This window comes from Laceyella sediminis (genome assembly GCF_003003125.1).
In the GTDB taxonomy this organism is placed as follows: domain Bacteria; phylum Bacillota; class Bacilli; order Thermoactinomycetales; family Thermoactinomycetaceae; genus Laceyella; species Laceyella tengchongensis.
The window spans coordinates 77,207-89,554 of record NZ_PVTZ01000009.1; the positions used below are offsets into that span (position 1 = coordinate 77,207).

The 12,348-nt window shown below is 48.8% G+C and carries 13 protein-coding genes and 1 tRNA gene; 10 read left to right on the plus strand and 4 right to left on the minus strand.

Annotated features, from left to right (window positions below):
- Positions 1–233: 233 nt before the first annotated feature.
- The gene (locus CLV36_RS11570; protein WP_054095550.1) at positions 234–1,736 is read left to right on the plus strand and encodes an aldehyde dehydrogenase family protein; all 1,503 of its coding nucleotides are present in this window, start codon (positions 234–236) and stop codon (positions 1,734–1,736) included.
- 45 nt (positions 1,737–1,781) lie between these two features.
- Here CLV36_RS11570 and CLV36_RS11575 read toward each other — a convergent pair whose 3' ends face one another.
- Positions 1,782–2,114: a winged helix-turn-helix transcriptional regulator gene (locus CLV36_RS11575; RefSeq protein ID WP_054095551.1), complete on the minus strand. Its 333-nt coding sequence runs from the start codon at positions 2,112–2,114 to the stop codon at positions 1,782–1,784.
- Between the two features lie 428 nt (positions 2,115–2,542).
- Here CLV36_RS11575 and CLV36_RS11580 point away from each other — a divergent pair, with 428 nt between their 5' ends.
- The 5 genes from CLV36_RS11580 (at position 2,543) to CLV36_RS11600 (ending at position 6,873) form a co-directional block, all read left to right on the plus strand.
- Positions 2,543–3,301, plus strand: a complete 759-nt coding sequence (locus CLV36_RS11580; RefSeq protein WP_106342774.1) for a serine/threonine-protein kinase — start codon at positions 2,543–2,545, stop codon at positions 3,299–3,301.
- On the plus strand, positions 3,294–5,264 hold the full coding sequence (locus tag CLV36_RS11585) for a tetratricopeptide repeat protein (RefSeq protein ID WP_106342775.1): 1,971 nt from the start codon (positions 3,294–3,296) through the stop codon (positions 5,262–5,264). Before CLV36_RS11580 ends, CLV36_RS11585 begins: the two co-directional genes overlap by 8 nt.
- Entirely contained in the window at positions 5,248–5,448 is a 201-nt protein-coding gene (locus tag CLV36_RS11590) for a hypothetical protein (RefSeq protein WP_106342776.1), read from the plus strand. The genes CLV36_RS11585 and CLV36_RS11590 overlap by 17 nt, the downstream gene beginning before the upstream one ends.
- Before the next feature lie 103 nt (positions 5,449–5,551).
- Positions 5,552–5,627, plus strand: a tRNA-Ala gene (locus CLV36_RS11595).
- Between the two features lie 151 nt (positions 5,628–5,778).
- Positions 5,779–6,873: a site-2 protease family protein gene (locus tag CLV36_RS11600; RefSeq protein WP_106342777.1), complete on the plus strand. Its 1,095-nt coding sequence runs from the start codon at positions 5,779–5,781 to the stop codon at positions 6,871–6,873.
- Between the two features lie 174 nt (positions 6,874–7,047).
- Here the strand turns inward: CLV36_RS11600 and CLV36_RS11605 are convergent, their stop codons facing one another.
- The 3 genes from CLV36_RS11605 to CLV36_RS11615 form a co-directional block, all read right to left on the minus strand.
- A complete protein-coding gene (locus CLV36_RS11605) occupies positions 7,048–7,794 on the minus strand; it encodes a FixH family protein (RefSeq protein ID WP_106342778.1) in 747 nt (248 codons plus the stop codon).
- A gap of 86 nt (positions 7,795–7,880) precedes the next feature.
- Positions 7,881–8,555, minus strand: a complete 675-nt coding sequence (locus CLV36_RS11610; protein WP_245888352.1) for a response regulator — start codon at positions 8,553–8,555, stop codon at positions 7,881–7,883.
- A complete protein-coding gene (locus tag CLV36_RS11615) occupies positions 8,548–9,378 on the minus strand; it encodes a sensor histidine kinase (protein ID WP_106342780.1) in 831 nt (276 codons plus the stop codon). The genes CLV36_RS11610 and CLV36_RS11615 overlap by 8 nt, the downstream gene beginning before the upstream one ends.
- A 59-nt stretch (positions 9,379–9,437) precedes the next feature.
- Between CLV36_RS11615 and CLV36_RS11620 the strand changes: the two genes are divergently transcribed.
- The 4 genes from CLV36_RS11620 to CLV36_RS11640 all read left to right on the plus strand — a co-directional run bounded on the left by CLV36_RS11620 (position 9,438) and on the right by CLV36_RS11640 (position 12,347).
- Positions 9,438–9,653 carry a hypothetical protein gene (locus CLV36_RS11620; protein WP_181353008.1) on the plus strand — a complete coding sequence of 72 codons (216 nt, stop codon included), beginning with the start codon at positions 9,438–9,440 and terminating at the stop codon, positions 9,651–9,653.
- 514 nt (positions 9,654–10,167) lie between these two features.
- Positions 10,168–10,833 carry an HAD family hydrolase gene (locus tag CLV36_RS11630; RefSeq protein ID WP_106342783.1) on the plus strand — a complete coding sequence of 222 codons (666 nt, stop codon included), beginning with the start codon at positions 10,168–10,170 and terminating at the stop codon, positions 10,831–10,833.
- A 152-nt stretch (positions 10,834–10,985) separates the two neighbouring features.
- Entirely contained in the window at positions 10,986–11,675 is a 690-nt protein-coding gene (locus CLV36_RS11635; RefSeq protein ID WP_106342784.1) for an MgtC/SapB family protein, read from the plus strand.
- A 201-nt stretch (positions 11,676–11,876) separates the two neighbouring features.
- Complete coding sequence (locus tag CLV36_RS11640) at positions 11,877–12,347, plus strand: CtsR family transcriptional regulator (protein ID WP_022738820.1); 471 nt, start codon at positions 11,877–11,879, stop codon at positions 12,345–12,347.
- Position 12,348: the final 1 nt, after the last annotated feature.

Sequence of the window (12,348 nt, forward strand, 5' to 3'; positions counted from 1 at the left end):
GTATTAATAGCCTTCTCCGGCACACTGGAGGAGGTTTTTTTCCTTTGCAAACATGGACTGGCGATCTAAAATGAACATAACCAAGACCTAACACTTACGGTTTCCCCATGGAAACTATGTATCTTTACCGATACTTTGTTTCTTTAATGTGCGTATTTTTCTGAATGTTCCATATAGATATAATGGAAGTGAAAGCTGTCGTTCTGTCATATCCTTTTGAAGGAGGCGTTGGGATGCAAGGGAAGTCTTCTGTTTCATTGGATCCGCGTGTGCAAGCTTTTTTGGATGGGAAGCCGAAGCCGCTATTTATCGGAGGACGGTTTGTGGAATCGTTGTCAGGCAAGACGTTTGCCACGAGGAATCCGGCAACGGGAGAAGTGTTGGCGGAGGTGTATGAAGCGGACAGCGCCGATGTGGATGTAGCAGTGGAAGCGGCTGAACGGGCGTACGAGGGGCGTTGGTCGAAGCTGACTCCCAGTGAGCGAGGAAGGCTGATGTGGCGCTTGGCCGATTTGATTGAGGAGCATGCGGAAGCCTTGGCTCAATTGGAGACGCTTGACAATGGGAAACCGATTAGGGAGACGCGGGCGGCGGATATACCGCTGACGGTGGATCATATCCGTTATTATGCGGGGTGGGCTAGCAAAATCCACGGTCAAGTGATTGATAACTCCGTTGGTGGCAATTTCTTTTCTTATACCCGGCACGAGCCGATCGGTATCGTGGGACAGATTATTCCTTGGAATTTCCCGTTGCTCATGGCGGCATGGAAGTTGGGGGCTGCTTTGGCGGCCGGCAATGTGGTGGTCATGAAAACGGCAGAACAAACGCCGCTGTCGGCGCTTTACTTGGGCCAATTGATCCAAGAAGCCGGCTTCCCCGAGGGAGTTGTCAATATCCTGTCAGGATTTGGTCCGACGGCGGGTGGGGCGATTGTGGCGCATCCCAAAATTCGCAAGGTGGCTTTCACGGGATCGACGGAAGTGGGCAAACTGATCATGAGCCAGGCGGCTGATCGGGTGAAACGGGTTTCCTTGGAATTGGGCGGGAAATCGCCAAATATCATTTTCCCGGATGCAGACTTCTCAAAAGCGATTCCTGGGGCGCTCAGGGGAATCTTCTTTAACCAGGGACAGGTGTGTAGCGCGGGCTCCCGGCTGTTTTTGCACAAAAAGGTGTACGACAACTTTTTGGCTGATATGGCCGGATATGCGTCTAAGATCAAGCAGGGCCCCGGCTTGGATGAAACGACGGAGATGGGGCCGTTGGTGTCCGACGAACAATTTGCGCGAGTTTCCCAATACTTGGAGAAAGGGAAAGCGGAAGGCGCCAAGCCGTTGATCGGGGGGCAACCTCTGTCTTCAGAAGGGTATTTTGTACAGCCGACCATTTTTACTGATGTGAAAGCCGATATGACCATTGCGAAAGAAGAGATTTTTGGGCCGGTTGTGGCGGCGATGCCGTTTGACGATGAAGATCAGATAGCGGATGTGATTCGCCGCGCAAATGATAGCGAGTACGGCTTGGCAGCTGGGGTGTGGACAAAGGACGTCAGCAAAGCGCATCGTGTGGCGCATGCGTTGGAGGCGGGAACGGTCTGGGTGAATTGTTATAATGTATTTGATGCGTCCGTTCCATTCGGGGGTTATAAACAATCTGGATTCGGGCGAGAGATGGGTAGTTATGCTTTGGATTTGTATACACAAGTGAAGTCGGTGTGGATCAATCTCAACTAAAGCTGGACGGATTGCCAGACTCCCTCAACGCGGTTGGGGGAGTGTTTATTGTTTTTGAAGTTTCATGCGCACACGGTGCCGTCTGCCCCAGCCATTTAATACATCCAGCACTTCTTTGATCGATTTTCCGTATTCCGTCAAGGAATATTCCACTTTGGGAGGAACCTGACAGTATACTTGGCGATGAACCAGGCCATCTTGCTCTAGCTCCCGCAGTTGTTGTGTCAACATCTTCTGAGTGATGTTGGGCATACTGCGTTTCAACTCACTGAAGCGCTTGACCCCGTCCAACAGATGGCACAAAATCACCAATTTCCACTTCCCACCGATGACTTTGAGCGTGGTTTCTACAGCATGCTTAAATTCAAGGTCTCCCACATTGTCACGCTCCCACTTGTATAAATAATCTATTTTCTAAAAATTGTATCATATCGTAGGGAGATTTGTTGACTCGCGCGACGCATAAAAAGCAGGCAACCACTTCGTTGCCTGTTTTCACATGGGTGATGGAGCTTACGTTGTCGGTTTGCTCATTAGACAGGCAATCATGATAAACATGGGGAGAGAAAAGGAATAAACTTGTTTTTGGGGGTGTATGGTAAATCAAGTTGCTGATCAGCAAATGCGGGTATTGGGGTTTGTTTGAGTACAAAAAGAAATATTTCTATTTGTAAGACATGAATCCCTTTAAAGATATATGAACTCGCCGCAATGCCTACTCTAGCGAATGGGTTCATGTTAGAATAAACGGTAGTAGGTTCGGAACTTGAAAAAAGTGAAAATCAGATTTAAAGGGGAAGCGCTGTATGAAGCTGAAGGAACAAGGGGAGATGATTAACGGGACGTACCGTGTACTCAAAACATTTCCATTTGTCATCGGCACCTTGTATTATACGGAAGCGCATCAAGACTCAGGGATCGTTTGCAAGCGGTTTGTCCACGCCCTGGAGCTGGATGCGATGCCGCACCAAGTGGAACCGGAAGAGGTTTTGGCACGCGACGAGTCCGTATTTTTTCCGGTGAAGGAAGTGTTTGTGGAAGACGGGGTCTTGTATCAAGTATTTCGACGTTTGGAAGGAAACCTCCTTGCTCATCATTTAATTCAGCATTCTCCTCTAAACTTGGAAGAAACAGTCTGGATCGCGCGGGGAATCGTTAATCACCTGTTACGGTTGTATGGAGAGAAGCAACTGACGATTATCCATCCGCAAAATGTGTTGTTGACTCCCGGCAAGGCAATCCGCTTTTTGTACGGGGGAGCGTGGGGGGCGCTACCTAAAGGACTGGCTCCCCAAGTGGATCAGAAGACCAATCAGTTAGTCGACTCCTATACGTTAGGAACATTGATTTATAGAATGTTGACGGGAAAAAATCCCATAGGCGTCGGTTTGACGATTCCGCCGATTTCCACCTATTGTAAAGAGTGTCCGCCAGAATTGGATGAGTGGATCGAGCGAACCTGTTCATTTGATCTCCATAAACGACCGACGATCGCTGAAACAGCTGATTTCCTAGAATGGTTAGCAGAACGAAGGGTAAAAGTTGGAGGAGAGCGTGATGAGTGAGTTTAAACAGAAAGGCGATATTATTCAGGGTACATATGAGATCACGAGTGTGTTTCCCTTCGTGGAAGGGGTACTTTACTACACAACCGTGAAGAAGGAAGGTCCGGATTCTGGGCAAACTCGTTTTATCCATGCGGTCAATATGAAGAAAAAACCGGCCGATTATGAATTGGATGAGTTGATGTCGCGGAATCAGGAAATGTTTTTTCCGATTCAGGAAGTGTTTTTGGAAGACGGGAAGCTGTATCAGGTATTTAACAAGATGGAGGGCATCCTGTTTGGGGTTTATCTCATGCGTAGTGCTCCACTGACGATGGATGAAGTGGCGCGCATTTTGAAGACGGTCACCAACCATTTGATGCAATGTTATGATGAAGATCAGTTTGCGTTGATTGACCCGCAAAACATGATGATTACCTCCACTGGGGAAGTCCGGTTCTTGTTTGGCGGCCCCAAGCGGCTGTTTGGGTTGGCGCGCCGGGAAGCGGAAGATGTGAAGAAAGTGGCCCAAGTGCTGTACCAGATGTTGACGGGGAAGCGGGTTGATGACAAAGCCGACAAAGTGGAACCGGTGAAAGAGACGCGGAAAGACATGTCGTTGGAATTAGAAAGCCTGATTCAGCGCGCGTTGTCGGCTGATCCGCTAAAAAGGCCACGAGTTCGGGATTTCTGGCGTTGGGCTGAGCAGTACGAAGAAAAAAAGCAAAAAAAATCCAAGTCAGCAGGCGAAGTTTTGCCAGCCAAAGTAGAAACCAAGAATTCAAAAGAAGAAACCCTTCCCAGACCGGTGAAAGGGAAGCAAGCGGAGAAACGGAAGCAGGTGGAACAACGTCCGCGGGCACGCCGTCCTATAGCCGCGTTGCTTGGTGTCGTTGCCGCTTTGGCGGTGGCTGTTGGGGGTTTCATGTGGTTGAGTGGTGATTCGGCGGAAGACGTGCTGGCCGCTGGCGGCATTCTTGATTCTTCCGTGGAGAAGGATGCTGAACAGGCGTTTGCCTATTATCAGCAATCCAACTTGGCATATGACCGCAAACAGTTGGAGCAAGCGATCGCACTGGGACGCAAGGCGTTGAGCGCCGATCTGGGGAAAAAAGAGTACTATATTAACTTGGCCAATATGTATGGTGTGGCCCAACAATATGAAAAGGGGAAAGTGGTGCTGGAAGCAGCTGTTGCCGAATTCCCTGATGAGCCAAGATTACTTGACGATTTGTCGGTTTTCTCTTATTACCTGAAGGACTACACTGGGGCGCTGGAAGCGGCGAACCGTGCCGTGAAGCTGAATCCAGGTGCCGGTTCATATTATTATCACCAAGGCAAGATTTATGGGGCTTTGAAACAATATGACAAAGCGATTCAATCCCTTCGCTACGCTACTATCGTCAGCAAGAAGACGCCCCGCTATTATCATGATTTAGCCGTTTATTTAAACATGAAGGGCCAGTTGGACGATGCGATCACGGAGGCCAAAAAGGCGGCAAAATATGCTGATCGGAAGCAGGAGGAGTACCATCTCACATTGGGCGTACTCTACCTGAAAAAATGGGAGCAAGTCTCCAAAAACACTTCGCTAACCCCTCAGAAAAGGGAAGAAGAGATGGCCGAATACAGCAAACGGGCTTATCGCGCGTTTAATGATGCGGTGGATAAGGAAAAGCGTTTCCCTAAGGGGCAATATTACAAAGCGTTGGCTCATTATTTGCACGGCAACTTTAAGTCTGCCAACCTGGCGGCATTGAAAGCGGCGGAGTTGGAGCCGAATAATGCCATCTATCAATATCAGCTTGGCTTGACGTACATTGCGTTGGGGGACAAGGAGAATGCCCTCAGCGTGTTGGAAAAGGCTTATCAGATCGATGCAAACAACTCACTAATTCAAGACGCGATCAAAAAAGCCCAGCAGATTAAGCCACAAAAAGCAGACACCAAGAAGGAGGAAAAGACCGATGAGAAAAAACAATAACCGCCGGATGGGTTGGTTGGTTGCAATTGTTGGGATCGGTGCGTTTTTCTCTTTCGCCCCGTATAGTGAGGCGTTGCCCCCGGTGGTGGTGCAGGTCCCCTCATTGCAGATGGAGCTGGAACAAGTAGATTTCCCACCGGTGCCAGCCAGCACAGAAGTCAAGGCGAAGGCAAAAGAAGAATAGTCGGCTCATTAGAGCCGGCTTTTTTTAGGCTGTATGGCTTTCCTCAATCGCTTGACTTTCGCTTATGGGGATAGTAATATAATTCTTGTCTTTAATTACATATGGGGCTATAGCTCAGCTGGGAGAGCACCTGCCTTGCAAGCAGGGGGTCAGCGGTTCGAATCCGCTTAGCTCCACCACTTCACAAATTGCACCTCTTAGCGGGGTGCAATTTTTTGTTTTTGGTGCTCAATGTTATCTGAGATGGATGGTTGCCCTTTGTTTTTTTGCATAATTTTATGGAAAGAGGGAAAAAGGTAGTCATGATTGGTTTAAAGGAGGCAAGAGATTGTGGAAGGGGAGAAGAAGAAGGGCGGGCGAAATCGGCTCATATCATGGTTGGGCGGATTGGGGGTGCTGCTTCTCAGTTTAGGCGGGAAGTTGAAGGCCTTGTTGCCGTTGTTGAAATTTGGCAAATTCGGCGGGACGTTGGTTTCGATGTTTGTGTCGATCGGCGGTTATGCCTTGATCTACCCCTTTGAGTTTGCTGTCGGGCTGGTCATGATGATATTTATCCATGAGATGGGGCATGTGTGGGCAGCACGACTCAAAGGCCTTCCAGTTTCGGCGCCGTCGTTCATCCCGTTCTTAGGGGCGCTGATTACGATGAAGCGCCAGCCTTCAGATGCTGCGACGGAAGCATTTATCGCTTATGGCGGTCCTCTGATGGGAACGTTGGGGGCCCTCGCCTGCTATGGATTGGGGTTGTGGTTGGATTCCTCCATTATAGTGGCGGTTGCCGTGGTGGGCTTCATGATCAATTTGTTTAACATGATTCCGGTACATCCCTTGGACGGCGGTCGCATTGTCACAGCTGTGACGCGCTGGCTGTGGGGACTAGGCTTGATCTTGGGTGCGGCGCTAATCATATGGTCGAAAAGCATTCTCTTGATTATCATTTACATTATGTTTGTTATTGAATTATGGTCTACATATGGGCGCAAGAAGCGGAAAGCAAAACCGAGTTTGTTTCAAATCGAGGCCAAAATCGAAGAACAGAAGTTTTCCGAGGCGGGCGTATGGATTCCTGGGGAAGACCATCGTCGCCCATTGCCGTTTGTTCAGTATTGTGAATTGGAAGATCAAAGCCACCAGGTGGCAGTGGAATTCCCTGGCTTGGGCACCATCGCCACCTTCGAAATGCAAGGGGAATTGCATGAGTTGAACTTGGTTAAGACCACCACTGAGGGGCAAGGTGTGGTGCGAATGATATTGGAAGGGAGATACACACCCGAACGGATCGGAGCGATTAACCGAGATGAGAAGTATTACAGTGTTTCTCCCAAGACGCGATGGGCATTCGGCATTGCGTATATCGGATTGATCGCATTCCTGTGCTACATGGTGTATGTGACAGGCCAAGCGCCGTTGGAACAAATCCGGTAAGAAGATAGATGCGAAGGCAAATCAATCCCAAGAAACAAAAGAGGAGCCGCCTGTATTTGGGCGGTTCCTCTTTCGTAAGTGGAATTAGCTCATTTGTTGGGTGACGGGATATGATCCCGTTTGGCTTATTTTATCAAAAGTTTGCTGTTGTGGAAATGCTTGTGTCTTTCATTTTTATTTAATGGTGATCGTTCGTGTGGTATGGTCATGTTCGCTGCCTTTTTCCACATGCAACTTGAGTTGGTAGGTGCCAGGCTTGGCGAAGGTGAGCCGTGTTTCATAATTGCCAGCTTTGGTTTCGGCCGTATCGGAAAACAAGTGCTTGTCATCCCCTTCACGCCAGTACTCAAATTGGACGTTTGCATCGGTAAAAGGCTTGTTTGCTTTGGAGACGTGTCCAGTGATGGCCACTTGCGTGCCAGCTTTGGCGTCAGTGGGCGCTTCGATGTGTAAGTGAAGGTTGCTCTTGTGATGGTCTTCGGCGGTGCTGTGATGGGATGCGCTGGGATTGCCGACGACAAAGGTGGCGTTGATCATCTGGTGGGTTGCCGGTGTCGTCACATGCACAACCGCTACATGTTGTCCATCGTCTTTAAAGGTGTGAGTAGCTTGGTACACGCCACCCTTCGTTTTTTGGGCTGCGATCATTTGGTGTTTGTCACCTTGTTTCCATACTTCAAACTCCACTTTGGCATCTTCGACAGGTTGTTTATCGGCTGTGATATGAGAGATGAGTTTCACAGGTTTATCCTTGTCGGGATGGGCTGGATCAGTTTGAAAGGTAATATTCAACTGCGTGGGTTGGGTGGTCTGTGTATGGTGCTGATGATGTTGGGTTTGCTTCGTGTTGGTTTGGCATGCGGTCAATACTCCAGACAAGGTCAGGAGTCCCACCAATAACATAGCCGTATGTCGTTTCATTCCTGCTTTCTCCCTTCTGAACCTTCCAAAAAAGCTCAACCTCTATTGTCAGCCTTTCCCTGTGGTTTGGCTATCCCTCTTTTGGGCTATTTTTCATCATCGTCTCCCTGAAACCGTTGGGAAACCCATCCTTGTTCAACGGCGAAGCGGGCCAATTGTACCCGGTTGTGCAAATGCAATTTCTGCATGATGTTTTTTAAATGGTTCTTCACCGTATACTCTGAGATCGTGCAGGCGGCCGCAATTTCACGGTTGCTCAATCCTTTGGCCACATGGGTGAGAATCTCTTGTTCACGGCTGGTTAAGTTTGTGGAAGCGGGAGCCTTAGTAGGAGAAGGGGTAAATTCATGCAAAATCCGGCTGGCGATTTCTTTGGGCATCGGTGCCTCATCGGCCACGATGGATCGTAAATAGGTGAGCCAGATCGAAGGATTCAAGTTTTTCAATAGGTAACCCTGTGCCCCTTTTTTCAGCGCCTCAAACAGATCAGACGCATCATCGGAAACCGTGACCATCACAATTTTGATGGAGGGGTATGCTTCTTTGATCATCCGTGTCGCTTCTAGGCCACTCAGTCCCGGCATGTTGATGTCCATCAACACCATATCGGGCACTAGCTCAGCTGCCAACCTCACCACTTCATAACCGTCTTGCGCTTCCCCCACCAATTCAAAAAAAGGGTCTTGCTCGATGATCATCCGCATGGCCTGACGGGCGTGTTTGTGGTCGTCTCCAATGAGAATCCGGCAAGGCTCAGCCACGCAAATCCCCTCCTGCTGAAATGATTTGGAGCCTCGTTTTGCCATGTTCCCGTGTAAGGCTGAAATCAGCCTTCATGTTGTGAGCTCGTTCCTGCATGATCTTCAAACCGAAGCGGTCATGATGTTGAAAAGGGTCATCAGTAAAACCTTTGCCATCATCAACCACTGTTAACGCCCATCCAGGCGGACGGGGTTCCAACCGCAAGGAGACGTGTTCGGCTGCCGCATGTTTGCGGATGTTAGTCAGCGCTTCCTGAATACAGTGGAACAGCTCCACTTTTTCACGAGGGGTTAATAGCTCTTCCTTCAAGTCGATATGGGCTTCCAAGTGAATGCCCGTGTCGAGCTGATACTGATCGAGCCAGTGAACCAGCCGCTCATGCCACACATGGGATGCTTCACTGGAAGAGTGTTTGAGGTTGTAGATCGATTGGCGCACATCGTCGTGGATGAGACGCAAGTGCTTGTGCACCTGATTTAGTTCCCCATCGTCGTATTTTAGTTTGAGCCGATCCAATTGCACTGAGCATAAGAATAGGGTTTGCGCGATTCCGTCGTGCAATTCTCTAGCGATCCGTTCTCTTTCTTGCAACACGGCTTTTTCCGCCCGTTCTTTTTTCAGATCCTCCTGCATTTTTTCATACACCACAAACAGGTGCAACAACAGTGTGATGGTGACCAAAAATACGATGACAGGCGTTAGTATGTTGCCCGCATCCATGGAGATGTACGGCAAGAGAAACTCGTGTCGTACGTATTCCCACACCCCAACCACGACAGTCGGGATGGTGAGAATCAACCATTTAATTTGTTTGTATCGCAACGTTACCACTCCGTTTTATAGCATGTTCATCTGTGGGAACAGGGTAGGGCGATTCTAGGGTGTGTATGAATCAAGTTGGTAGGGAAGAAGCGGCGGAAAAACCTTTTCTCGATGAGCGCCTCGTCACGCGTGAAGCGAATGAGAAAATGGTTTTGGAGCCGCTTGCCTATTCATCAGACCACCGTTTTCCCAATCTGAAAAATAGCGTTCGGTACCATTTCTTAATCTATCATGACGTAGGCCTAGCAATCTGTAAACAAAAAGGAACGAAATAGCTTGAAGGGAAAAGGAGGAGGGTTGAGGATAAGAAAATAAAAAACCATCGGCGGAGACTCGCCCATGGCATGTGGTTGTAAAGTTGAAAATGGGGGAAAACACACCTTTGTTCATGGAAGCCGTCCAGGGGGGAGTAGCCTGCAATGGGAACCGCTTCGAAGCGTACCCAAGCAAAGCTGTGCCAGTAAGCATGAGAAAAAGCTTATTCATGGAGGACGACTTCTTTCCCAAAGGGTGTTTCAGTATTTTAAATTTTATATTTTCGTCACAGTTTTGTCAATTGTATTTATCGCAGGTGATAGGATCGTAGCGGGCAGCCCAGTCGTTATAAGGGGTGCCCCGCTTTATTCCTCCGTTGTGAAGCCGGTCTTTCATGTTTTAATGGGAATTTGGCTATAAAATATAAACGTGCAGGGGGCATGCCTAAGTGGGCCTTTTTTATAGGGATGGTGTTTTGGTTGGCTTCCCATCACATTGGTCACAATTAATGCAAAAACGGAAAGAGGAGATAATATGAAAGCAATCATTTTTGATTTGGATGGTACCTTGTTCCAAACAGAAAAAGTGGGGGTGCCCGCCTTTCGGGAAACGTTTGTCCAGTTGCGGAAGCAAGGACTGTATGATGGGGAGATTCCCTCGGATGAGAAAATTCAATCGGTGTTTGGTATGACACATGAGGAGCTGTGGGAAACCTTGTTGCCTGAAGCAAGTGAAGAGGTTCGCCACACCGCTGATAAGTTGATGTTGGCCAAAGAGTTGGAGTTGTTTGATCAAGGAGTGGGCCAATGTTATCCAGGAGTAGAAGAAACGCTGCCCCAGTTGATTGATCAAGGGTGGTCTTTATTCATCGCCAGCAACGGTGTGGGCCCATATGTGCGTGGCGCTTTAAGTTCTAAAGGATTAATTTCTTTATTTAAGGGAATTTATACAGCAGGAGACTATGAAACGGAAACCAAAGTGGACTTAGTTCGGATTTGTAAAGAAACTCATGGAATTACACAAGGGTACATGGTTGGGGACCGACAATCCGATGTGCGGGCAGGGTTGGAAAATGGCTTGGTTGTCATCGGTTGCCGATATACCGGCTTTTCGCAGTTTGGAGGGGAGGAAGAGTTGCAGGGGGCTGACATGATCCTGTCAACGTTTTCTGAACTTCCGTCGTTAGTCAACCGTTTATAAGATGCCTGGCTGGTAAATAACGTTGATTTACGTCTTCGTTATGAATTGAACAGGAACAGGCTAGGATAAACGGGGAAAGATGTTGCCGGCGGCCAAGCGGCCGTCTGGCGTCCGGCAGTTGAATCATCACAGCGAAGAGGAGAGAGGATGCCATGGGGCAATTGTGGGTGATTCCGTACTGGGACATCGCGTGGCGCCTGTTTATGGCTGGACTGTTGGGAGGGCTTGTCGGTTGGGAGCGGGAGCGGCACAATCATCCGGCGGGTTTTCGGACCCATATTTTGGTGAGTCTGGGGTCGGCGCTCATCATGTTGATTTCCATTTACGGGTTTACTGATTACATGGATGAAGAACAAGTGCGGTTTGACCCAGCGCGTTTAAGCGCGCAAGTGGTGAGTGGAATCGGGTTTTTGGGTGCAGGAACCATCTTGCGACATCGTGCCTCTGTTTCAGGGCTCACGACGGCGGCGTCTTTGTGGGTGGTCTCCGGCGTCGGCCTAGCGGTAGGGGCGGGATTTATGTTCGGGGCTGTGTTGACTACGGTTTTCGCCTTGGTCAGCTTGGAGTTATTGACTAGGATGGAAAAAATTTTGATCCGCAAACGTCATCTCTGTTTGCTTCATATCCATGTAAAGGATGAACAGGGGAAGTTGGGACAGCTCTTCACATTGGTCTCCGAGAAGGGTGGGAGTGTACGCAAAGTGAATGTGGAAGAAGATGAGGAAATGCCGGGCATGCTGGAAATTGCTCTCACCGTCCGATTGCCCCAAAAGACGATTCTGACCGAGCTGATTGACGAGATCACCAATATTGAGGGAGTGAAGAGCGTGCGGGCAGACTGAGGGAGAGCGGTTAGTATGGGGAATCCGCTCCCCCGCCCACACAGTGCTGTAGAATTCCCCTCCTAAAAAGCGAAAAGGAGGTAATGAATATGATGTTTTTGGTCCAAAATAACCACAGAAGGGTATTGGCAATGTGGGCATTTTTATCTATAATTTAAGCATAAGGTCAAAGTTAGTCAAAGTCAGCAGGAGGTTGTCCGAATGAACAGTATTTCGGACATTATTGAACGGTATCTGAAGAAAATACTGAATGAGAGCGAGACAGGCGTCATCGAGGTAAAACGAAGCGAATTGGCTGATATTTTCCAATGCGTTCCGTCACAAATCAATTACGTCATCAGCACCCGCTTCACGGTGGAAAAAGGGTATATTGTGGAAAGTAAAAGGGGCGGAGGCGGTTATATCCGCATTCAAAAGGTTCGTTTCCAAAATCGCCGTGAAGTGTTTGAAGAGATGCTCGATCAGATTGGTGAGGCCGTTCCGCAACTGACAGCGGAACACGTGATCATTCGGTTGGTTGAAGAGAAGTTAATGACTAAACGGGAAGCGGTGTTGATGCAACGCCTGATTTCCCGGGAAACGTTGCAATTGCCGATTCCGTTGCGCGACCAGATGCGGGCGCGGATGATGCGGATCCTTATCTCAACATTATTTACAAGCAAAGGAGAGTGAC